Origin of the sequence: Arcticibacter pallidicorallinus, from assembly GCF_003002875.1 — a bacterium.
Classification (GTDB): domain Bacteria; phylum Bacteroidota; class Bacteroidia; order Sphingobacteriales; family Sphingobacteriaceae; genus Arcticibacter; species Arcticibacter pallidicorallinus.
In genome coordinates, this window is the sequence record NZ_PVTH01000003.1 from 143,823 (window position 1) to 167,261 (window position 23,439).

The following is a 23,439-nucleotide window of genomic DNA, read 5'->3' on the forward strand; positions in this document are numbered from 1 at the left end:
GTACAGGATAACCTTTTTATTACTTAACCCCATATTCGGCATTATTTGCCTGATATGGGGTTTTTCGATTTAGGAGAATTATGTACCTTCACGGAATGGAACCGTATATTTCCTTAACTATCTTACATCAAAAGATTAAAGAGGGCAAATTCACTTTAACAACAGTAGTAGAACATTACCTGCAGCGAATTGACGCGGAATCTCACCTGAACGCATTTATCGAGGTATACAAAGACGAAGTACGGAATCTTGCTCCGGTCATAAATGCTAAGATTCTAAACGGCACAGCAGGTAGATTGGCAGGAATGGTTATCGGGATAAAAGATCTTATTTGCTATAAAGATCATGGTGTGTCAGCAGGATCCAGAATGCTTGAGAACTACGTTTCTATTTTTTCTGCTACTGTAGTAGAGCGTCTATTAGATGAAGATGCGATTATTATCGGTCGTCTGAACTGTGATGAGTTCGCCATGGGTGGTTCTAATGAAAACTCCTACTTTGGCCACGTAAAAAATTTCGCTGATAATACAAAGGTTTCCGGAGGTTCATCCGGAGGATCTGCGGTGGCTGTCCAGGCAGGATTATGTATGGCAGCACTAGGCACCGATACAGGAGGCTCTGTGAGGCAACCAGCTTCGTTCTGCGGTATTATCGGCCTTAAGCCGACATATGGACGAGTTTCCAGACACGGCATCGTAGCTTACGCCTCGTCATTCGACCAAGTAGGGCCTTTGACTAAATCGGTGGAGGACGCCGCCTTGATAATGGAGATTATTGCCGGGCATGATGATTTTGATAGTACTTCATCTACTTTTCCTGTACCTAAGTATAGCCAGGAGCTGTCATTCGAAGGAAAAAAGAGAATTGCTTATCTGCCTGAAACCTTGCTGTCGGAAGGCTTGGATCCCGAGGTTAAGTTATTAACTGAGACGATGATCAAAAGGCTGCAGGACGAAGGTCATTCAGTTGAGCCTATTTCTTTCCCATATCTGGATTATGTTGTGCCGACCTATTACATATTGACGACTGCAGAATCATCTTCTAATCTGGCACGTTATGATGGTGTCCATTATGGATTTAGAAGTCCGAATGCGGCCGATCTTGAATCGACATATAAAAAATCCCGGTCTGAGGGCTTTGGAGCCGAAGTTAAGCGCAGAATCATGTTGGGTACTTTCGTCCTGAGTGCAGGCCATTATGCGTCTTTTTATGGAAAAGCGCAAAAGGTAAGGCGTTTAATCAGAGAAAAAACTGAGGAGATTTTGAGGGATCATGATTTCATTCTTTTACCAACATCTCCCGGCCCTGCGTTCGGGCTGGGTGAGAAGACAGACGACCCTGTAGTGATGTATTTAGCTGATATTTTTACTGTGCAGGCATCCCTTGCAGGTATCCCCGCTATCTCGCTGCCTGTTAAGAATAACTCTAAGGGCCTTCCACTCGGCTTACAGCTGATAGGCAAGCGTTTTGGGGAAGCTGAGCTACTGTCGTTCTCCAAGTACGTTATGGATATGCATATGGCGGATCAAGAATAGCCGGCAGGCTATTGGGTCTTTAACAAAAGAATGATGAAGAGAAGAAAAGTGTTGACCGTATTGTTATTGATTTTCGGAACGTCTGGTGTATTTGGGAAACAGCGTAGCAATCCTTCACCTGACAGTTACCAGGTGGCTGCAGTTGCGGATTCCATAATCTTCAAACGTGCTCTCGAATCTATTCAAAACAGGGTTCCACTGACCTACAACGCGGAAGTTCAAAGATTTATAGATATTTATATTACCAGACAAAAAAGCCGAATATCACAGATGCTTGGCTTGTCGCAATACTATTTCCCGATTTACAAGAAAGTCTTCGAGAATCGGAATGTTCCTGAGGAATTGAAATACATATCTGTAATTGAATCTTCTTTGAATCCGCAGGCAGTATCCCATATGGGCGCTACCGGGCCTTGGCAGTTTCTTTATGAAGTAGGCAAACTCTATGGTTTGAAGATTTCAGACCTAGTAGACGAGCGTAAAGATCCATTCCTGGCGGCCAATGCTGCGGCTTCTCACCTACTTGAGTCTTACTATATGTATGATGACTGGCTCGTAGCAATTGCTTCCTACAACTGTGGAAGGAATAATATTAAATGGGCTATGGAGAAAGCCGGGGGGAAGGGTGACTATTGGTCAATCAGACAATATCTTCCGACGGAAACTCAGAATTACGTACCGGCTTATATAGCAACGGTCTATGTAATGAATCACTACTGGAAGCACAATATCGAACCGGGAACGACTGACTTGCCGTTTGAGACAGAAACTATTTCGGTAAGTTCTCCGGTCACCTTTAGTGCTATTGCTTCGGCAAGCAACTTAACGACAGAGGAAATCGCGAGATTGAATCCAGCATATTTACAAGGCGGAATCTACGGAAGTGAGGAATACCCTCAGAGGCTGGTGTTGCCTGCTAATCGAAAGCCCTATTTCGATTTGGTGAACGACGTTATGAATGGCCAAACAGTATCTGATGCCAGATTACAAGCTGCTAACAACATCTTTTATAAAACCAGAGGAGCCGGAGTGAAGGGTACCAGTCGTACCCGAAGCGGAGACCAGGTTATCATGTATCGGGTTCAGCGCGGCGACACGCTTTCTTCTATTGTTGCCCAGTTTAAAGGAGCAACAGAAGAAGAGATTATAGTAATTAACAAACTAAAAGACTCTTCTTCTGTAAAAACCGGAATGGTTCTCAAAATTATTGGTGGATAATCCGACCTACTTTCCCTGAGAAATCGTAATCTCTACACGTCTGTTTTTAGCCCGACCTTCAGGAGTGCTGTTCACAGCGACGGGCTTGGTATCACCTAACCCAGTAGTACTAACAGAAGCTTCAGAAAGCCCCATGCTGACGGCAAATGCCTTAACTGAAGCTGCTCTTTTTTCTGAAAGCCATTTATTATACTCCGGAGTTCCGGTTTTGTCTGTGTGACCCTCGATAAGAAGTTTTGCGGAGCCTTTTTCCTTTATAACCTTAACTAATTTCTGCAGCTTCTCTTTAGCGGGCTCAGTCAAGTACGACGAGTTTGTTGGGAAAAGAATTTCTGAAGCAAATGTTACCTTGACCCCACTCTGTACTCTGTCAACCTGTGTACCGGGCAGCTTATTCCGATAAGCGTCATATTCAGTATCATCTGTCACCTGTGCCTGGCTACTCGCCGGAGTCGATACAATAGCCTTTTTACTTTTACAAGAACCCAAGGCTCCTACAGCAGCCAGCGCCGCTATTACTAGAGTCTTTCTAACCATTTGTTTATATATTATTTATTTAAGAAGCTAAAACTAAAAGACGAGAACCATCTGTCGAAGTCAGCTGATTTTTCTGCGGGTAGTATATTCACTGCTTTAATAAGCCATTCGCCCGCACGGTTAAGCTTTACATACGCTTTACCTTCATCGTCGGTTACCTGAGACGATGCGAACAAGCTCCCGTTGAGCGTTCTGGTAGTAACCGAAACATAAGCTTTCTTCACTGGCGCCCCCTTGGATAATACCTGAACGGTAATATCCTCACCATATTTCATTTTATATGGGTTTTGCGATAAGACAATTTCAAAATCTCCATCTGCTTTAACTTCATAGGCACCTCCCGAAGGTTTGTCGGAAACAATAAGGGTCTTAAGCGAATAGTGATTATTTACAGAAAATAGCTGCTTCATACCGGCCTTGTCTGCTACATCAGCAAACCCTTCCTCTGCGAACTGGTTATTAAGAGAGGTTCTTGATTTTTGCTCGACACTATTGAAAAGCTCCGCCGAAATGAGGTTTAATCCTGAGCCTTTATACGGGATAATTAAGGTTGATCTGACGGCTCCTGCCGTGTCAATCAAACTCTCAGGCTTCGACCCCCGATAAATATTGGCGCTCTTTAATCTGGAGTTTTCAACCTTACGATCCTCACCGGTATCAAACTTATTGCCCCTATAAATTTCAACAACGAGATCTTCCTTTCCTTTTAAAGCAAACGTCTGAGGCCGAAGGTAGTACTCTTGAGCCAGGACTGTTCCAGACAAAAGAACAGTAAGAAACATAATATATAGTTGCTTCATATGGATTATTTAGAAAATCAAACTTACAAGTTTTTGAGGTGGTGTGAAACTTTCCTACATGCAAATGTACGATAACAACACAAATTGATTAGCGAAACCGTTTTCACACATAATTTTAAACGCTTTCCAGATAAGTTTGTTAGAGAGCTATGTTTAAGTCTCCCTATTTTAAGGTCAGGTATGTAACCTTCTTCTCATGTGTCGCTGTCATGAATATTGCCATTTCCTGCAATAACGGAGAAGTAAAAGATAAACATCCTCAGGCGAAGATGGGTATCGCCTCATCGGTGTTTCGGGATGATAGCAGCATTAACGGCTATGCTGATTCTATCAAGCTACATCTTTCCGAATTTGAGAAGAGAGAAAGCTTGGTTTTTAATAAAGATGAGTATTCTTTTTTTGTAACCAGATATTCAAGCAATGGCAACCCGGTTCTTTATGTTGAGCATGGTGAGGGAGAGATCGGATCGGTTAAGAAGTATTACTACGTTCATCGACGCCAACTGCTTTTGTTAACAGAAGACGTTTTCAACTCGTATGAGAGCCCTCGATACAGATCTCAGAGAGAATATTACAGAAACGATGTTCTCTTTCACGCAGAATCGAGGTCTGCTGATGATGCGGCGACATTCAACACGGCGAAATACGAAAAAGTCGAGAGTAAAAACGTAAACATTGGCGAAACTCTGGAACAGCTGGAAAGTGCAATAACGAACAAAGGTAACTTCGATCTAACATTCGAAGGAATAACAGAATACCCGAAAGCCAGGTACATTATACTTAGTAAGAGGGAGCTCAAATCCTATCGTGCCGTGATTCGGGTTGAAAACGAAGATGAGTTTATACAAGAACTTGTTACTAACGCCGATAAATATAAAGGTTCCACTTTAAGTATCAATTGGGAGATTATAGATGGAGAGGCAATTTACAAAGGTGCTGAGAGAAGATAATCAACCAGCTTCGAAGATCTCAGCCATAGGGTGAAACAGATAGAGGCGTCCGGTAGCGATTTCGATACATTTATACCGTTTACGCACTTTCTCCAGTTTTTTAAACCTCCTTCCGTTCCGAATGACAAATGTTGCATTGCACGGGATGTTCTCCATCAACATTGCACGAGCATTGCCAAGGCTGGGAGGATTATACGAATGTATTGCTCTAAATAAGCTAACGTCAGTACAGCTTGACGCAGATGGATTGATTAGATAGCTATAAATCTCTTTTTTTAGATCCTCAGGAAAAATATCCATTGTCAGAAATGGTTGCATCATCTTTCTGAAGTTGTTCTTCCATTCCTGCCCATGCGGCTTGACACTGCTTTTGTACTCATTCCATGTTTGCAAATGCGCAAACTCATGAACGGTAGTTATCAGAAATGCATATGGGTTGAGGTTATAGTTGACAGAGATGCGGTGATTAAGTCCTTTGTGAGGAGGTCTGTAGTCACCTAACTTCGTACTGCGTTTGCCTGCAACTTTAAAATCACAGCAGTATTCGTCAATCCATTGTGCAACTATTTTAGCAGCTGCTTCAGGGAGATAGTCAGATAATCTCTGCGCTTTGTTCACCGCTTTCTTCCCATTATTTTAGAACATTATAAACCACCAAACTTGAGATATAAGCAAGCAGCGTCATATAAGTGAACTGTATAAATGGCCATTTCCACGATTTTGTTTCCCTATAGACTATCGCAATTGTACTAATACACTGCATAGCAAATGCATAAAAAATCATTAAAGAAAAGGACGACGCAAGGGTAAACACCGGCAATCCTGTATCTGCATTTTTCGCATTTCGCATTTTCTCGGTAACAGAAGATATATGTGCTTCGTCGTCGCTTACACTATAAATAGTAGCCATTGTGCCGACAAAAACCTCCCTTGCTGCAAAAGAAGTAATTAGAGCAATACCGATTTTCCAGTCATAACCTAGAGGTATAATAGCAGGCTCAATGAACTTTCCAACCACCCCTGCATAAGAGGATTCTAATAACTCCGATGACTTATGCAATTCCAATTCCTCCGACGAGTATTCACTTATTATCTGAGGTGACTCGTATTTGTGTTCGACTTCTGCGCGTTTTCCCGGCGGACCATAATTAGACAAAGCCCAAAGTACGATGGATATAGCAATAATGACTTTACCAGCTTCAAACACAAAGGTCTTAACCTTCTCAAACATCGTTAGTAATACATTATCCCAGCGAGGCATTCTGTATACCGGCAACTCCATGATGAAATACCCTCTTTCCTTCGCCTTTAATATGTACTTAAAGGCCAAAGCAGCAAGAATGGCAGCAACAACACTTATAAGATACATTCCCATCAGCACAATTCCCTGCATATTTAGAAAGCCAGCTATCATTTTATCGGGAACTACTAAAGAAATCAATACGGTATAGACGGGAAGTCTTGCGGAGCAGCTTATCAGAGGAACGACCATGATCGTGATCATCCGGTCTTTCCAACTTTCTATATTTCGGGCGCTCATGATGGACGGAACGGCACAAGCAAGACTACCTATCATGGGTACGACCGACTTCCCATTCAACCCTACCTTTCGCATCACCTTATCCATCATGAAAGTGACCCTCGCCATATATCCCGTATCTTCAAGCACGGAGATAAAAGCAAACAAAATAGCTATTTGGGGAATAAACACCAGAACACCGCTTAGCCCGGCTATAATACCGTCGCTAAGTAAATCTGTGAGAACGCCTGCAGGCAAATTTTCATGTACAAGGGTAGTTAACCATACGAAAGCTGCTTCGATAAGCGACATTGGCACTTCAGACCAGGCAAATATGGCCTGGAATATTAAGAAGAGAATTAAAAAAAAGATTAAGAAACCCCATACTTTATGAGTGAGCACCGCGTCTATTCTACTAGTAACCGTCTTCTTGGTCTGCTTAGGACCTGCAATCACTGTATCTGCTAAAATCTCATTGATGAAATTATAACGTGCAATTGTTTCTCTAGCCTTCGATGTATCAGAATGAAACGAGAACTCGTTCTCCAGCTCTTCTACACGATCACTCTTATCTGTTGATAAAAACCGGAGGTCTTCATGTTGATGAGCGATTTGAAGAGCAGCATACGGTGACTCAATAAACAGCTCTTCTTTAATTTTGTCTATCAACCTCGGCGCGAGAGCAGAAACATCAATAGTATCTTTCTGCAACGGGTGATCTGAGGTGAACGCAATGGCTTGCTTTAATTTATCGACGTTAAAACTCTGTCGGGCACTTATTGGGATGATCTGAACACCTAGCTTCTCAGAAAGCCCATCTATATCTATGTTAATTCCTGACTTAGATGCCAAGTCCATCATATTAAGCGCAATGACGACTGGAATTTTGAGATCAGCAACTTGAGTATATAGCAACAAATTACGTTTCAAATTGGTTGCATCGACTACAACCACTACTACATCAGGAAAAGATGCATTCTGGCGATCGGCCAAAACTTCAAAAACAATGCTCTCGTCTTTACTTTTGGGATAAAGACTATATGTTCCGGGCAAGTCAATGATCTGTGCAACTCTTTTATCCGGAAGCTTGCATACACCGGTCTTTTTGTCTACAGTCACGCCCGGAAAATTACCGACCTTTTGGTTCAGGCCTGTAAGGACATTAAATAATGTAGATTTACCTGTATTTGGGTTACCAACTAGAGCTACCTTCAATTCGCTTATCACTTATATCTGATCCAATATTATTGTCGAAGCCTCTTGCATACGTAAGCTTAACTGATACCCGGAAACGGTTATAGCTATAGGATCTCCGAGAGGAGCAAAGCGATCCACCAAAATTAATTCACCGGGCAAACATCCCATTTCCATCAATTTTACAGACATTTCAAGATCTGTAAACTCTTTAACTACACCTGATTGGCCGGGTAACAACTGCGATAGCTTCATATCTATTTATAAGATGACCAAAAGTAGGGCTTATTTGAAATAAATCCAAATAACGCTTGTCACACAGGTCACCTTTTAATGTAAAAAAGCTATTTCGATTTGCTGAAGGTCGGGCAATTGCAGCTTTTTCTAAAGACTCCGCAGGAAGTGAATAGGAGGAACGACAAAGCAACCGTCACAAGTAGATTAAAAGACCTTAGCATATTTATCCCATCTTAAGCAGAAGTAGCTAAAAACAGCCATAGCTACTCCTAGAGCATCACAAAACAAATCCCACCAATCACCCGACCGGTAGGTGAAGACTTTCCATTGTAACAATTCTATAAGGGCTCCAAAGAACACTGAAAAAAGAACAATTTTCAGTATGGTTGTAAAACGGAGCGAGTGTTCAGCTCGTTGTTTGAGCTTTCCCCTTAGAATCAATAACGTCAAGACATAAAAAAGACCTGTATGTACCAGCTTGTCAAAACCTTCGAAGAACGTGGGTTGATCAGCCGTAATACTATCCATGTGCATATTGCAAAGGATTAATACCAGTATCAGCCACATAAGAGACAGATACTGATACCTGAGACTTCTAATCATTACAGACCTATCTGATCTTTGTACTCGTCGGCAGAAAGAAGGCTCTCTATTTCAATGGTTGATTTAATCTCTATCTTGACCATCCAGCCATCACCGTATGGGTCCTGATTTACCAACTCTGGTGCTGAATCCAGCTTTTCGTTTAGCTCGAGGATGGTACCTGTCAACGGCATAAACAGATCAGAGACTGTCTTAACAGCTTCAACGGTTCCAAATACTTCGTCTTTTGCGACTTCAGCACCAATAGTATTGATATCGATGTATACAATATCACCTAATTCGCGCTGAGCAAATTCCGTGATGCCGACTACCGCCTCATTACCATTTACCCTGATCCACTCGTGATCCTTGGTGTACTTTAATTCTGAAGGAAAATTCATGATGTTTTTTTTTCAAAAATAGCGATTGAAATGGCATTCTGACAATTACTGGACCGTAAACCTAAGATTTATTCCAAAATTACTGAAAGATGTATTAAAAGTCTGAGAAGTATAAGGTCTGGAAAGGCTTCCGTCGTAAAATATTCGGATATTCAACCTCTGATTTAAAAGATAGTCCATCGACGGCCTAAGCGCAACGTTTCTGGCGCCTGAATACACCTCTGCCCCATCAACATCGGCCCTGTAAATCACCGTTTTTCTGTCATTGACGGCAAAGTCCAGCTTGAAATTAACATCATTTTTAGTCTTTTTATTACTCATAAGACCGAAAGGAAACCGGAAATCGGCCGATCTGTAACCAAAGCCAAAGACGATTCCGTCATCCTGCTGCTGTGCCAATTGACTGTTAGCCAGGCTTAAACTTAAGCCTCGGGTCTTACGATACTCGAAGTTGGCCGACACATTATTTTTCAACCGGAAATCTATACCGATTAGTGGTACAAATTGCTCAAACAGCGTTACCTGTGAAAATTGGTAAATAGGCAAGTAATTCCCCTGGCCATCTTTAACGCTGACAAATCCATTCTGTTCCTGATACCGAATAAGCGATGAGAATCCGTTCACATTGTATGTGGAACGATAACTATGATTCAAGTTAAAGGACGCGAAACTTTCAAACAGATCATATTTAGTTAATCCGTTATAGGAGACCCGCCAGTTGGGAATAGGGATCTTAGGGAAGGTACGTAAGCTGACGGCTTCAGGAGACTTGCCTGTGTATGCAGCAATGAAGGAGGCAACTACTACGTCTTGTGAATTCTTACCGTAGCCTTCACTAAAACCATCTACTTTTGATCTTGAATTTGGATTTTCGGCACCTAATCTCTCCGATACTATCGCCCGATTTCTTTCAAACTTACGGAAGAGAGCAGCATTATCGATAGACGAGAAAGCAGTTCTTATCGAAGCGGATGAGATGCTGAAGTCTCCGGACGTGATCGGACTTTGGCTTTGAAAATCGTCAATTGCTAAGTTAAACCGAAAATTTGTTGAATAATTGAAGTTGGAACTTTTCGTTGCTGTGAGTTCAATCCTCAAATCCTTCAGGGGTTCGATGGTAGCTCTTATACTTATGTCTTCCTTCTTGCTTTTAACATATAATTGATTCAACAGTGTGTCTCTGCTGATCCAACCGTTTGTAACAGCTTTTGACCTGATGTCTTGCTGACTTCCAAACAAAAATCCCCAACCTGGTGCACTCTCGTCGAGATCATAACCGAAGACGTTTGTTCCCGGTGTGTAACCGGGTAAAAATGTGCCTTGGGTAAGTGTGTAAGCCCCTGTCATACTTTTGACTCCGGTAACCAGATTTTTAAGAAATGTCGAGAAGGACGCTTCATCTTTTGTGGATCTTCTGAAAGTACTGAACCTATTATAAAATCTTAGAAAATTCAGACTGGGGTTGAACTGGATGGTTCGCGAATTCTGAATACTGTTCCCAAGAGATATTTCAGGATCCCTCAGCGTATTAGTGGATTCTGTAGTCCAATTGAAACTTGTCCCATAACGTACAACTGCAGTAGTCCAATTCAGCGCGGAAATCTTACTTAATGGTAGATTATAGGTCAGGTTCAGATTGTGGTTGTAATCCGTGGTCCGTCCAAGTCGTTTCAAGTTTTCCCAAATAGTATCGCGAGCCATCCCATTTATGCGGCCCTGAGGTTCATCAATAATCGAATAATTTGTTGCGTTGATGTCGACCTGCATGGATCTCGTTAAATTCCAGCTGATGCCATATAACCTGCTCATCTGAAAGTTCTTGTTAAATGTAGAGAGAGGAATTACGTTTGCGGGATCATTGTTCCTTAAGCCATTTTCAGCATAAAGCCTGTCTACATCAATTCTGAAATTTAAGAGCGAGGGTAATAGATTAAAGTTGATATCTCTTAACAAAGAAAATTGGTTGGACTTTATAATCTTAGCAAATGGCATCACTGGCTGAGGTTTGCGGCTATAGTTGTAGGCCAGACTAGCGCGATAGGTTTTCTGTATCGTTCTTTCATTAATAAAGTCACGATGATTGTATTCATTGTAAGCATAAGACGCGCTCCAATTCTCAATATCCCATAACCTCAGCTTATCTGCCGGGTTCATCCTTATTTTCCTAACATTGCTGAAATTGATACCGCGTCGTCGGGTATAATCATCGACAATACGGTGCACAGAATCTCTTTGACTTTTCGACAGACCATTTAACGCTGTATTCAATTCGATATCCTGAGAACTTGGGTCATACTGTGGTATGCTAAGTTGAGACGACCAGTTCAAAAAGACGGGTATTTGCATCCCGGTTCGCTGAGGAAAAAGCTTCCCTAGTTCCAGTGAAGATGCGAGATCGAAGAAACTATCGTCTGATCTGTTACGTTCACTTGTACGCCTGTCAATCGAGCCAAAACCCACCGTGCTTTTGCTTCCAGAAATAGACACTTCAGCGAAGTCGGCGAGCCTGGCGTTCAGACGGGCCGTTGCTGCCCACCCACCCCGTTCATCGAATTCAGATAGTCGAAGTTCGTTAAACCACACCTGTGCTGATTTATCTAATCCATCATCTTGATTGCTATTACCCGAACGCCTCAAAGGATTTTTCACTCCCAGCATGTAGACCCTGACCTTGCTAAGATCCGGCTGGCCCACTACTCTGATGATTCGCAGCCCATCCGCATATTCGAAGGGAACATTAGCCGGCCATGGAACGTCGCCAAATTTTGCTCTATTTCGTGCAACCTTAGCGGCCTGCAATTTTTTAAATTCAAGATTAAGCTTATTATTTTCGGGCCAGATTGCATAAGCGTCATTCGTACCGGGCGCGGTTATATCCAACGGGATCTCGTACTCGTAATAGTTATCCTGGTTATCAGTTCCTATTCTGATAATGGCCGAGACTTCCTTATCGCGCAGCTGCTCGCCCTCCGCATGGATGAACATTTCGAGCTTTCCATAAGATCTGAAGTCGGTATAAGCTGTTTTAAATGCGGCCCTTGCATAGCCATCTCTGAGATCCTTTACTTGAATAGACAGCGATTGCTCATTTTGCTCTGCATCCCCCCGATAACTACTCAAATCCCTTTCCCGTATAATGCCAGGTGGTACGACGTAAGGAATGGGACTACGCTTTCCATTCTCTTCTATGTTGATAGTGCTGACTTCCATACTGGAATTATCCATTCCCGGACTTGCACCTAATGCAGGGTCTGCCAACACCTTCATCGAATTGTTTTCTGAGTTATACTTTCGCCATTCTCCGCGAACCAACTGTAATTTGGCCAGTCTGATAACGGCTGAATCTTGAAAATCAGTAAGGAACACCCGCATAAATCGAATCGACTTGAAGTCCTCAATGCCTCCTACACGCTGCTGATACTGGCTTATTGGAATTCTGAACTGATACCAGGAAGCCTGCTGTGTACTTCCGTTTGCCAGCTTGACGTTGGATGTCACCTTGTCGGCAATAAAATTCTGGCCGACTGCCATATCTCCCGGCCTTATTGACACTTTATACTGGTAGTATTCATCCGTCAGAGACATGTTGTTATCACGGTTTATATCTTCACCGTCGGGCAAAGAAGTGGATGCAGCGTTACTTAAGCCGGTCTCCGTTAGTGATTGATCTGCCGTCCTTGAATTTCCCTCGGTGTTATTATAACGTTCATAGCGTCTCAGAATTCCTGCATTGGAATTATCAAAAGCGGGATCTCTGTAAAACTGGAAGTTGTCCGATGAGGGGTCCCGTGCAAGTAACGTAGCTGCATCAACGCTTAGCCGCGAGCTAATCTGGTTGATAAAATCTGAAAAGTGACGACTTTCTCCCTCATCGGCCATGCCGTCTAAACCAACATCCTGCGCTTTTCTCGCTGCCGAGCTATTCTCAAATGCCTGGTTCACTGGCTGTAGCTTTGGTACTCTTCCCCATTTTGTTAGTTCCGTTTGATCGTCCGAACCGTTTGCCGGCAACCCGTTCTCTAGTGACTTTCTTCCATCTTTAAGTATGTCCTCAGATATATTCCCAAGATTAATGTACAAATCTCCGCCTTTAGAATTTGGCTTATTGATAAATGGATCTAGCATCCACAGTTCCAAATACTCCACATTTTGAGATTCGAAATCTGTAGACTCCAATTTTCTAAATACGCCACCCCATCTGCTCCTTGGACTTGTAAGCGTGCCATCTGCATTTACACCAGTCGTTGAATAATTATAAGAGCCACGTAACATGGGATAAAATGCGAGGTCTAGTGTTGGAAGAGCCTGCGGAATACCTGTTACAGACTGCTTTAAGGGAAAAACTTCCTGCTCAAATATCTGACGCACGTAGTGATCGGATAATTCATCCGCACTATTAGGAAGCCCCGCTGAGGCTAATGAGCTGCCTCTTCTGTAAAACACCGGATCGATGTTATAGAACGCCAATTGTGCCCTGTTAAATCCGTATGAGAGATCATTACTCAATTCTGCTTCGGGAAAGAGTTTTGGAGTACCGGATATCTGCCAGCCGATTGCGCTCTTGAGATCGATGACAGATCTTGTCCCTTCAAAATCGTCCAGATAACTAACGCCTCTGCTACCCGCAAAATCCAGCGCTCTAGAATGCCCCGGAATAAGTTTAGCATATTCCCCTGAAAAAGTAATAGTTGAAACCTCTCTCGTTTTAATAAATGGCAGTTTGTTAACCAGATGTGTAAGCCAGCGGGACTCTGAGGAGTAATTTGCATCGACTCCCCACATCGTGTTGGAGATAGGCTCCTCTCCAAAATTTACTTTGGCAGACAAGGGCTTTTCAGAAAGGCTCATAAAAGTTCCACCAACCTGGAGCTTGTCGTTAACCGTGTAGTCGAACCTGGAGCCAAAAAGAGACCGTTGCTGCAGCCCGAACAATTCGTTGCTCTCGAGCTTTATGCGAATAGGCTGGCCTGAATTCAACATTGCTTCGTTAAGAATGCGGACCCGGCCGATTGTATAATCAACCGTAAAATCGGTACCTTCAACAAGCGGCAATGTGCCCGCAACTACCTGCACAGAGCCCTCCGGCACATTCGTTGCGTTTAGCTGAAATTCAGAACTGACTTCAGATTGGTAAGTTCCTCTGATTATATACCGGTTGTATTTCTGGAAGAGCTGTTGTGCGTTAGTTCGCGTTGAATCATACAGAGCCTGAAACACGTACTTGTCTATCAGATTCTGCTCTGAAGGAGAAAATTTCGCTGCCAGATCCGAACCAAAAGGTTCAACTAAAGGGAACGTTATCCGCCCGTATTGCGGGTCGACAGTTAGCCCCTCCAAAAAATCAAATATCCCATCAAATCCTACGTCGTTGACTTGGTTTAATCGGTCAACATCGGTAAGCTGGAGCCAAAGCTTGCCATTGGTATTTTGTCCCTCTGTAATCTGAGGCTTCTCAACACCCGTATTCTCATCGAGACGATAGACATTTAGTTTAAAGTTTTCCTTACTGATCTGATAGGCACCAAGAGAGTATATGTTTTTCATCATGAGGTCCCAGGTGGGAAGGCTCGTCTTCAGATTCTCGTTTTTCAGCAACTTGGTCAATAAAGATTTGGGTTCATTAGGGTTTACCGGCACATCTGACGCGAATTGGCCAACTTGATACTCTACACCGTTCACTGTATATCGATAAGCAACTGCTAATACCTCGTCAGCATTGAGAGCGAAGTTAAGCGAGATGTAACCTAGGCGGGGATGTAGTACATATTCCTGGTCTGTCAGCTTACGTGCATAAGATAGTTTGGAATAATTATCCGTACCCCCACCTCCCTGAAAAAATGCGTAGGCAGCGTTTGAATTACTTAGAACAGCGTCTTGCGGGAATCTCTCTATTAGATTGTTGGATTGTTGAGGGAAGCCAGGATCGAATGTACCGGCGGGATACCTTGAATAACCCTGACCGCCTTGGAAAAGTTCAGAACGGTAGGGCCTATTTTCTCCGAGATCCATAAGAGCTAAGACATCCCGTGAATCTGACGAACTGTTTGTTCGGTTGGTTATCCACACCTCAATCTTTGTGATGTTCACATTACTTCTGATGAGTGGTATTCGATCGAGTGCCGCGTTATACTCATTTCGAAAGAACTGAGCTAAAAAGTAATGCCTGTTTGCTTCGTAATTATCTGCGCTTAAACGGAATTCGTTCTGCTGAGATCCATTTGCAACAGTTATTTCGCGATGCTGAGATTTTTGCTGAGAGAGTACACTTGTAACGTTTAATCGCCCAAACTGCATCTGGGTCTTCACCCCAAACAATGCTTGACTCCCTGTAATTAAAGTTGAGTTTAGAGGCAAACTAACGTTACCAACTTCTATTCGCTGTAAGATATCGTCGGGGTTTCCAGCCTTATCGATCTTAATCTGATTCTCAAAATCGAACTGCGCCTCTGAATTGTAGTTTGTTGCGATGCGAAGTCTGCTACCTACCTGGCCCACAACATTCATTTGGATGCGCTGATCGAGATCCAGGCTAAATTGCTTCCTCTGACGCTCGGTCAATAACGGATTGCCATTTTTATTAATCTTGCCGGCGATAGTCACATCAGCCGTACCCTGAGGTTTGATGGAGATCGTCGAACCACCAAAGATCCGTTCAAAAATTCGATTATCAACAGATATTACCGGTATCAGGCCACTCGAATTTCTAAGACTATCCCGAGAAGCTGATAAGGTACGCCTTAAGTCATTCGTAATCTCCCTATCCACGTATTTTTGGTACTCCTCAATGGTCAAATACCGCGGTGCTCTATATAATTGTTCTCCGATCTTTTCCTGGAGGATGTATCGACGTGTCAGCGGATCAAATTCAACAGTCTTTTCGATATTGCCCGGAGTGGGCAAAAATATTTGGGGCAATCTTCGAAAATTCGAAAAACGCGAATCATGAAAGCGATAAGGTAGCCGAATACTGTCTGATGTCTGGCCAGCTATATAGTGGGGAAAGGCAAGCAACAGCAGAAAAATGCCGCGCCACATAAACAAAACAAAGGCCGGTTTCAAACCATTAGTTATTACTTTATTATTACAAGCTCTTGAGCGCGAGCTTGATCAGCTGTTCCACTGAAAGACTATCCGTCTCTCGCTTCAGAACATTATCAACAGCCTTCTCAGCGACATTCTTCACGAATCCGAGCATGATCAATGCAGATAATGCTTCCTCCTTTACCGTATTATATTTCGGCATAGAAGTAAGTGTATCTGCTCCTTCTTTTTTAAGCTTATCCTGTAACTCCAGGATCATTCTTTGTGCGGACTTTGGCCCTATCCCCTTGATCCGTTGAATCAAAGGCACATCTCCTTTTACAATTGCCTGCTGAATCTCATCTGGGGTTATAGATGAAAGTATCATTCTTCCAGTGCCGGGACCAATTCCGGATACAGATATCAAATGCAAAAACAATCGCTTTTCGCTTTCATCTATGAACCCATAGAGCGTGTGAGCGTCCTCCTTAATATGCTGCCAGACGAAAAGCTTACAATGCTCTCCTCCTGGCAGCTTAGAATACGTGTTGATAGATATATTGATGTGGAAACCTACACCACTGGCTTCTATGATAACATAAGTGGCGCATTTGAATACCAGTTTGCCGTCAATATATGCGTACATAATACGAGTTAATTATTTGTAGCTTCTTCCTGCTTCTCCTGAACATCCACAACTGCAATAGTCACCATATTTACAATCTCCCTGACGGAACTGCCCATCTGCAACACATGAACCGGCTTATTCAGCCCCAGTAAGATAGGTCCAACAGCCTCGGCTTCACCCAATTCCTGCAATAACTTATATGCAATATTACCAGATTCAAGATTTGGAAAAACCAGTGTATTAGCGGGCGAATCAACTAGCTTACTAAATGGGAAATTTTCCCGTAACATGGCGTTGTTAACCGCAAAGTTGCCCTGCATTTCGCCGTCCACTGTAACCTCCGGATGATTTTCGTGCAGAATACGAACGGCTTCCCGTGTTTTGCCGGGAATCTCTCCCTCATTAGATCCGAAATTTGAATACGATAGAACTGCCAATCGAGGATTTACATTGAATTTTCTAACGGATTTGTCGAGAAGAAGTGAAATACTTACTAGCTCTTCAGCAGTAGGATCCTTGTTCACTGTTGTATCACCGAAGAAAATCGGGCCTTTTTTGGTTAGCATCATATACATACCAGCCACCCTGTTTATCTTAGGGTCAGCGCCGATGACCTGTAAAGCAGGCTTAAGGGTTGAGCCATAATCCTTGGTTAATCCCGAGATCAGCGCATCGGCCTCTCCAAATTCCACCATGCATGCTCCGAAATAGTTGCGGTCGCGCATAAGCTTCCGTGCCTGAAAAAGACTGATTCCTCTTCGTTGCCTCTTTGAATAAAGGTACTGGGCATACTCCTGAATGCGTGCATCATCTTCGAGCGGATCTATAATGGACACACCATTAAGATCCAGATCATGTTCCTTCATCGTCTTCAGAATAGCGTCGCGGTTACCCAATAAAATCGGTGTGGCTATACCTTCTTCTTTTACTATCTGAGCTGCCTTTAATATTCTATAATGGTCGGCTTCTGCAAAGACCACGCGCTTAGGGTCAGACTTGGCCCTGCTGCTAAGCGCTCGTAAAATAGCATCATCACCGCCAAGCCTTCTGCTCAACTCCTCTTTGTAAGCATCCCAATCAGTAATGACTGCACGGGCTACCCCCGATTCTATTGCTGCCTGAGCAACAGCAGATGATACGGCTGTGATCAGGCGTGGGTCAGTTGGTTTAGGAATGATATAATCTTTTCCAAACCGAATATTATGAAGATTATAGGCGAGCATTACAGCCTCAGGGACTTGCTTCTTTGCCATATCAGCAATTGCTTTTACGGCAGCGATCTTCATCTCCTCGTTGATTGTGGTCGCTCTCACATCCATGGCTCCCCTGAAAATATAAGGAAAACCGAGAACATTGTTTACCTGATTAGGATAGTCAGATCTCCCCGTTGCCATGATAATATCCTTTCTGGTTTCAGTCGCCAGTTCATACGATATTTCCGGATTCGGATTCGCCATTGCAAATACTATCGGATTCTCAGCCATGGTCAATAACGCTTCGGCAGAAAGTGAGTCTGCGGCCGATAGGCCAATGAAAACGTCTGCTTCTACCATAGCTTCTTCAAGCGTATGGAAGTCTTTGTCAGTAGCAAACTCAGCCTTTAATGGATCAATCTTTTCCCGGTCAGAACGAATCACGCCTGAGCGGTCTACCATAATGATATTCTCCTTTTTTGCCCCAAGGCTAACATAAAGGCGCGAACAGGATATTGCCGCAGCTCCGGCGCCATTTACGACGATTCGGATGGTCTCCAGACTTTTATTTTGTAGCTCACAGGCATTCAGTAAAGCGGCGGCGGAAATGATCGCCGTACCATGCTGATCGTCATGCATCACGGGTATGTTCATCTCCTCCTTGAGCCTACGCTCAATTTCGAAGCATTCCGGAGCTTTAATATCTTCAAGGTTTATCCCGCCAAAGGTAGGTTCCAGAGCCTTTACTATATTGACAAACTGATCGATATCCGTGGTATTCAACTCAAGATCGAACACATCTATATCGGCAAATATCTTAAATAGCAGTCCCTTGCCTTCCATAACAGGCTTGCCTGCTTCAGGACCGATATTACCAAGTCCCAGAACTGCGGTTCCATTACTTATCACAGCAACCAGGTTGCCCTTAGCTGTATACTTATAAACATCTTCGGTATTTTCAGCGATTTTTAAACACGGTTCTGCAACACCCGGAGAGTATGCTAATGTTAAATCACGTTGGGAATTGGTTGGCTTCGTTGGTACCACCTGGATCTTACCAGGTCTGCCTTGCGAATGATAATCTAATGCGTCCTTCTGTTTATTTAATTTATCCATTTGGCCCCTTTATGCGGCAAAACTACAACTCTTTACAGATAAGATTGTGAAAATGTGTTAATTTATTAATCAAGATTCCGCTTTCCCTGTTTCCACTGCTTGCTGAAAGATTTTGGAGCAACTGTCGGAAGATCCCGATGCTTTCCCCATGTCTTCTTAAAGAACGTTTTGAGCATGAGATTTTTGATTTTCCCACCTACTGCATCCACCCAACTCCTTTTAAGCATGGCTTTCTGCCAACCTTTCCATCCTATCTCTTCCACCTTCGGCGCCATTCCCTGCGCAACAGAATCCCTCCTGTTCAAAAGCAGCATCTTGTGGATATCGATCTTTACCGGGCATACCTCGGTGCACTTTCCGCACAAACTGGAAGCATAGCTCAAATGCTTAAAATCCTCCATCCCATCAAGGTGTGGTGTAATCACGGAACCTATGGGCCCGCTGTAGGTTGTTTCATAGGCATGACCTCCAACGTTTTTGTAAATCGGACAGGCATTCAAACATGCGCCACAACGAATGCAATACAAGCCCTGCCGCTGTTCTTTTTGAGCCAGAAGATCGGTTCGACCGTTGTCCAGCAACACAACGTACATTTCCTCTGGACCGTCCGTTTCGCCCTGCTGACGCGGACCGCTGAAGATGCTATTGTAAACCGTGAGGTTTTGCCCCGTCCCATGCGTTGAAAGCAGGGGCCAGTAAAGATCCAGATCATTCAAAGAAGGGATCAACTTCTCAATACCTACTATGGCAATATGAATCTTGGGGAAAGTAGTGGTTAGTCGTGCATTACCTTCATTCTCCGTCAGTGCAATACTTCCTGTATCGGCAATAAGGAAGTTCGCACCCGTTATTCCTACATCTGCGGTGGTATACTTTTCTCTCAAAAGCTCCCTGGCCTTAGCCGTTAGCTGCTCCGGAGTAGCATCCGCTGGAGTGCCAAAGCGCTCATGAAAAAGCTTCGCAATATCCTCTTTGCTCAAATGCATGGCAGGGGTGACAATATGGTAGGGCTTCTGCCCAAGCAGCTGCACTATATATTCACCAAGGTCACTTTCAAGCGACTCAATATTGTTCTTTTCAAGAAAATCATTAAGATGGATCTCCTCAGTCGTCATCGACTTCGACTTAATTACCGACCGGGCATTTGCTTTTTTAATGATCTGGAGTATTTCGGATTGAGCCTCTTCTATATCGTTTGCCCATATCACCTTACCGCCTCTTTTAAGAAAATTCGCCTCAAACTCAGGAAGAAGCTTATCAAGGTTCTCCATCACCTTCCACTTGATGACATGAGCCTTTTTCTTGGACTGCTCTAAATTTGCCAACCTCGAAAGACCTCTGTTAACCGCCGTATTATACCTGCCGATATTAAAATTGATAACCCGGCGATGGTCCAGGTCAAATGCCTTTTCCCCGGAGGTCTCTTGAAACTGCTCAGCAAATTTTGTCATAAGTGATATTTGTGTTACAAATTAAGCCATTTTTTTCTTACCGCAAATTGTTGGGTAGATGCGTCTTTAGCTGCCTCGATGCGGAATTTTCCTTTAATTTCCTTTTTCAACGTTACAGACAATGTTCTTACGAGTCCATCTCTCGATAACAAGACATCAACCCTATCTCCCACCTTCTTGTTTGCAATCAGTCGGTCAATACCCGCCTGATCATTTATACGATTCCCATTAATCGCAATTATTTCATCGTTTACACTGATCCCATCAGTCCAGGCCGTACCGGCACGGGTTACGCTGACAACAGATAGCTTTCCATCTTTGCTCGATGCAGTCAGTCCCAGTGATGGTGTGTTCAAACCCGCATACTCGTCAACAAGCACCAAGCCGGCGTGATCCAAATGTACCTGAAAGTCAATCGGCGCAGCTTTATGCACATATTTACTATAGAAGTTATCCAGAGAAATCCCTCCGACCTTCTCCGCCATTCGCTTAAATTCTTCGCTGGTAAAGCCGCGATTCTGTTTCAGGAAATACTCATCGTACATTGCCTTGAGTACATCATCCAATCCTTTTGCACCCTTAGTCGCGTTTATTATCTCCAGATCGAGGATCATACCTAAAACCGCACCCTTATTATAATACGATATTCCTGTGTTTTTGGAGTTTTCATTCGGACGATAATACTTTATCCAAGCATCAAAACTAGATTCCGCTACAGGCTGTACTCCCGCTCCAGGCTGATTAGACACCGTTTCAATATCACTGGATAAAACATTGAGATAAGCTTCCGGACTATATACGTTGGTGCGTCGCAAGATCAGATTGTCGTAATAGGCAGTAAATCCTTCCGAAATCCAAAGATCGGTAGTATAATTCTCGGTGCTATAGTCAAACGGCCCTAATGCCGCAGGACGTAGACGTTTGACGTTCCACAAATGAAAGTACTCATGCGCAACAAGCCCCAGGAAGCCTTTATAGCCCTTATCCGTATTGTAGGCATCACGCGATGCACCTAATACTGTAGAGTTAAGATGTTCCAGACCTCCCCCGCCTGATTGAAAATTATGAACAATAAAGACATAACGCTTGTTAGGCATGTGCTGAAATATGGACATCTGTGACTCAACAATTTTAGCCATATCCGCAGATAATTTAGCCTTATCATAATTGCCGCCTCCGTACATAGCAACCTCATGTTTAACTCCAGCAGCGGTAAACTCAAAAATATCCTGGTTACCCACTTCAATTGGAGAATCGAACAAGACATCAAAGTCAGATGCATAGTAAGTAAATGCTTTGCCTTTAACCGGCTCCAATCCCGTCGACACCTTCGTCCAGGCATGGTGAGGATGCACCGTTACAACTGATGGCAGCTGCAACATACCGTCGACATACATAAACACTCCCGTGGGGGATAAAAATGCATGAGAAGCATCAACAAAGCTGGTCCGCACTGATATTTCAAAAGCATAGACTTTATAAAATACTTCGATCGCCTTGGCGCCTGCTGTCGCAACTCTCCATGTATTTTTGTTTACCTTTCTAAAAGAAACGGAACTCTGCCCCGCACCCTTAACAGAAAACTGCTCCACGTTCTTTGCGAACTCCCGTACCAGGTAAGATCCAGGAGCCCAAACAGGCATCTTCACATCGACAGAATCCGAGGAGATTCCGGATATATTCATTTTAACATCGACATAGTGAGCATTAGGCTCAGAAAATGACACTTCGAAGGAGATTTCCATCTTCGCTTCAGCATTTTTTACAGAAAGCAGCATACAAAAAAGTAGAAATGTGGCGAAAAAAAATAGCTTATTCATATTCGAGGACAAAAGTAGTCATTTACATAATACACTTATCGGTAGATAAAATAGTAAAATCCTTGATACACCTCAACGATAGCGGTTTTTTTCCATCAAATTTCTGTAATTTGTATCAAAACTAAATTTCGCTTCGCTCCTTCTCTCCAGTACTGCTTAATAATATTATGAAATTAAAATACCTGTTCTACGCGTTACTCATAGGGGGACTTGCTGCCCTCGTCATCTATCGAATCACCACCAATAAAGAAAGTCAAAACCAAGGTCCCGGAAAAGGAGGTGCTGCCACTCAAAGACCGGCAGCTGTGAATGGTATTGAAGTAAGGCCTTCTGAATTCTCTAACTCCTTGTCTGTAACAGGCTCAATCGATGCAAATGAGAAAGTAGATATCCGAAGCGAAGTTTCAGGGGTGGTAAGATCGATCTCCTTTAAGGAAGGCGGCAGAGTACAGAAGGGTCAGGCTCTCCTGAAGATTGACGACTCCGAACTACGCGCACAGTTATCCCAGGCTCTCACCAGAGAGAATCTTGCTGCAGGCACTGAAAATCGCGCCAGACAATTATTGGAAAAAGAAGCGATCAGCCAGGAAGAATTCGATATTGCACTTGCAGACCTTAGATCCTTAAAAGCACAAACACAGTTGATAAGAGCGCAACTCGGAAAGACTACCGTAAACGCTCCCTTTAGCGGCACCATAGGTTTGCGATCCATTTCGCAGGGTGAGTATGTTACCCCCACCACAATTGTTGCTACCCTTGTAAATACGAATCCGGTGAAGATAACCTTCTCCATCCCCGAGAAATATTCCAACCAGGTAAAAAACAATTCAAAAATCGTTTTTACGCTTTCCGGCAGCAATAAAAAGTACAGTGCTACAGTTTATGCTATCGAGCCTCAGGTAGAGGCAGCAACGCGCACACTGCAATTGAGAGCCAGGGCAGCAAATGATGACGGAATGCTTATTCCTGGATCATTTGCAAACATTAATCTGCCTCTGAATACCATAGATGATGCTTTACTTGTACCAAGCGAAGCAATCATCCCCGTTCAAAACGGAAAGAAAGTATTCGTTTCTGCCAACGGCAAGGCAAAAGAAGTGATGGTGGAAACATCCTCCAGAACAGAAAAGGAGGTGCTGATAACCTCCGGATTAAAGGCCGGTGATACCGTTTTAACCACTGGCATCATGACATTGAAAGAAGGAAGTCCTGTAAAAGTGAGAATAGCAAAGAAGTAA

The 23,439-nt window shown here is 43.3% G+C and carries 16 protein-coding genes; 4 read left to right on the forward strand and 12 right to left on the reverse strand.

What is annotated here, in order from left to right; all coding sequences use genetic code 11:
- Positions 1–95 precede the first annotated feature (95 nt).
- Together gatA and B0I27_RS05585 are read left to right on the forward strand one after the other, a co-directional pair.
- Positions 96–1,535 (forward strand): Asp-tRNA(Asn)/Glu-tRNA(Gln) amidotransferase subunit GatA, encoded by a 1,440-nt coding sequence (gene gatA / locus B0I27_RS05580; protein WP_106292567.1) that lies wholly within the window; start codon positions 96–98, stop codon positions 1,533–1,535.
- Between the two features lie 30 nt (positions 1,536–1,565).
- Positions 1,566–2,753 carry a lytic transglycosylase domain-containing protein gene (locus B0I27_RS05585; protein ID WP_106292243.1) on the forward strand — a complete coding sequence of 396 codons (1,188 nt, stop codon included), beginning with the start codon at positions 1,566–1,568 and terminating at the stop codon, positions 2,751–2,753.
- A 6-nt stretch (positions 2,754–2,759) separates the two neighbouring features.
- Here B0I27_RS05585 and B0I27_RS05590 read toward each other — a convergent pair whose 3' ends face one another.
- Together B0I27_RS05590 and B0I27_RS05595 are read right to left on the reverse strand one after the other, a co-directional pair.
- The gene (locus B0I27_RS05590) at positions 2,760–3,290 is read right to left on the reverse strand and encodes an OmpA family protein (protein ID WP_106292244.1); all 531 of its coding nucleotides are present in this window, start codon (positions 3,288–3,290) and stop codon (positions 2,760–2,762) included.
- Between the two features lie 11 nt (positions 3,291–3,301).
- Positions 3,302–4,090 (reverse strand): DUF4198 domain-containing protein, encoded by a 789-nt coding sequence (locus tag B0I27_RS05595; protein WP_106292245.1) that lies wholly within the window; start codon positions 4,088–4,090, stop codon positions 3,302–3,304.
- Between the two features lie 209 nt (positions 4,091–4,299).
- Here B0I27_RS05595 and B0I27_RS05600 point away from each other — a divergent pair, with 209 nt between their 5' ends.
- A complete protein-coding gene (locus B0I27_RS05600; protein ID WP_181276690.1) occupies positions 4,300–5,040 on the forward strand; it encodes a hypothetical protein in 741 nt (246 codons plus the stop codon).
- Here B0I27_RS05600 and B0I27_RS05605 read toward each other — a convergent pair whose 3' ends face one another.
- From B0I27_RS05605 to B0I27_RS05650, 10 genes are all read right to left on the reverse strand, one after another.
- A complete protein-coding gene (locus B0I27_RS05605) occupies positions 5,041–5,658 on the reverse strand; it encodes a SprT-like domain-containing protein (RefSeq protein ID WP_106292247.1) in 618 nt (205 codons plus the stop codon). It abuts the gene before it with no gap.
- A gap of 13 nt (positions 5,659–5,671) precedes the next feature.
- Positions 5,672–7,774, reverse strand: a complete 2,103-nt coding sequence (gene feoB, locus B0I27_RS05610; protein WP_106292568.1) for a ferrous iron transport protein B — start codon at positions 7,772–7,774, stop codon at positions 5,672–5,674.
- 12 nt (positions 7,775–7,786) lie between these two features.
- Positions 7,787–8,008, reverse strand: a complete 222-nt coding sequence (locus B0I27_RS05615) for a FeoA family protein (RefSeq protein WP_106292248.1) — start codon at positions 8,006–8,008, stop codon at positions 7,787–7,789.
- 186 nt (positions 8,009–8,194) lie between these two features.
- On the reverse strand, positions 8,195–8,593 hold the full coding sequence (locus B0I27_RS05620; RefSeq protein ID WP_106292249.1) for a VanZ family protein: 399 nt from the start codon (positions 8,591–8,593) through the stop codon (positions 8,195–8,197).
- Positions 8,593–8,973 (reverse strand): glycine cleavage system protein GcvH, encoded by a 381-nt coding sequence (gene gcvH, locus B0I27_RS05625; RefSeq protein ID WP_106292250.1) that lies wholly within the window; start codon positions 8,971–8,973, stop codon positions 8,593–8,595. Before gcvH ends, B0I27_RS05620 begins: the two co-directional genes overlap by 1 nt.
- A gap of 45 nt (positions 8,974–9,018) precedes the next feature.
- On the reverse strand, positions 9,019–15,888 hold the full coding sequence (sov, locus tag B0I27_RS05630) for a T9SS outer membrane translocon Sov/SprA (protein ID WP_245925440.1): 6,870 nt from the start codon (positions 15,886–15,888) through the stop codon (positions 9,019–9,021).
- 166 nt (positions 15,889–16,054) lie between these two features.
- The gene (gene ruvA / locus B0I27_RS05635) at positions 16,055–16,639 is read right to left on the reverse strand and encodes a Holliday junction branch migration protein RuvA (protein WP_106292252.1); all 585 of its coding nucleotides are present in this window, start codon (positions 16,637–16,639) and stop codon (positions 16,055–16,057) included.
- Positions 16,640–16,647: 8 nt separating this feature from the next.
- The gene (locus B0I27_RS05640; RefSeq protein WP_106292253.1) at positions 16,648–18,930 is read right to left on the reverse strand and encodes an NADP-dependent malic enzyme; all 2,283 of its coding nucleotides are present in this window, start codon (positions 18,928–18,930) and stop codon (positions 16,648–16,650) included.
- A 65-nt stretch (positions 18,931–18,995) separates the two neighbouring features.
- Entirely contained in the window at positions 18,996–20,381 is a 1,386-nt protein-coding gene (locus tag B0I27_RS05645) for a LutB/LldF family L-lactate oxidation iron-sulfur protein (protein ID WP_106292254.1), read from the reverse strand.
- A 14-nt stretch (positions 20,382–20,395) separates the two neighbouring features.
- A complete protein-coding gene (locus B0I27_RS05650; RefSeq protein WP_106292255.1) occupies positions 20,396–22,201 on the reverse strand; it encodes a M61 family metallopeptidase in 1,806 nt (601 codons plus the stop codon).
- A 167-nt stretch (positions 22,202–22,368) separates the two neighbouring features.
- Here B0I27_RS05650 and B0I27_RS05655 point away from each other — a divergent pair, with 167 nt between their 5' ends.
- Positions 22,369–23,439 carry an efflux RND transporter periplasmic adaptor subunit gene (locus B0I27_RS05655; RefSeq protein WP_106292256.1) on the forward strand — a complete coding sequence of 357 codons (1,071 nt, stop codon included), beginning with the start codon at positions 22,369–22,371 and terminating at the stop codon, positions 23,437–23,439.

Coding starts and splice junctions, on each gene's coding strand:
- gatA (WP_106292567.1), top strand. CDS start 96: ATGGAACCGTATATTTCCTTAACTATCTTACATCAAAAGATTAAAGAG.
- B0I27_RS05585 (WP_106292243.1), top strand. CDS start 1,566: ATGATGAAGAGAAGAAAAGTGTTGACCGTATTGTTATTGATTTTCGGA.
- B0I27_RS05590 (WP_106292244.1), bottom strand. CDS start 3,290: ATGGTTAGAAAGACTCTAGTAATAGCGGCGCTGGCTGCTGTAGGAGCC.
- B0I27_RS05595 (WP_106292245.1), bottom strand. CDS start 4,090: ATGAAGCAACTATATATTATGTTTCTTACTGTTCTTTTGTCTGGAACA.
- B0I27_RS05600 (WP_181276690.1), top strand. CDS start 4,300: ATGAATATTGCCATTTCCTGCAATAACGGAGAAGTAAAAGATAAACAT.
- B0I27_RS05615 (WP_106292248.1), bottom strand. CDS start 8,008: ATGAAGCTATCGCAGTTGTTACCCGGCCAATCAGGTGTAGTTAAAGAG.
- B0I27_RS05620 (WP_106292249.1), bottom strand. CDS start 8,593: ATGATTAGAAGTCTCAGGTATCAGTATCTGTCTCTTATGTGGCTGATA.
- gcvH (WP_106292250.1), bottom strand. CDS start 8,973: ATGAATTTTCCTTCAGAATTAAAGTACACCAAGGATCACGAGTGGATC.
- ruvA (WP_106292252.1), bottom strand. CDS start 16,639: ATGTACGCATATATTGACGGCAAACTGGTATTCAAATGCGCCACTTAT.
- B0I27_RS05640 (WP_106292253.1), bottom strand. CDS start 18,930: ATGGATAAATTAAATAAACAGAAGGACGCATTAGATTATCATTCGCAA.
- B0I27_RS05645 (WP_106292254.1), bottom strand. CDS start 20,381: ATGACAAAATTTGCTGAGCAGTTTCAAGAGACCTCCGGGGAAAAGGCA.
- B0I27_RS05650 (WP_106292255.1), bottom strand. CDS start 22,201: ATGAATAAGCTATTTTTTTTCGCCACATTTCTACTTTTTTGTATGCTG.
- B0I27_RS05655 (WP_106292256.1), top strand. CDS start 22,369: ATGAAATTAAAATACCTGTTCTACGCGTTACTCATAGGGGGACTTGCT.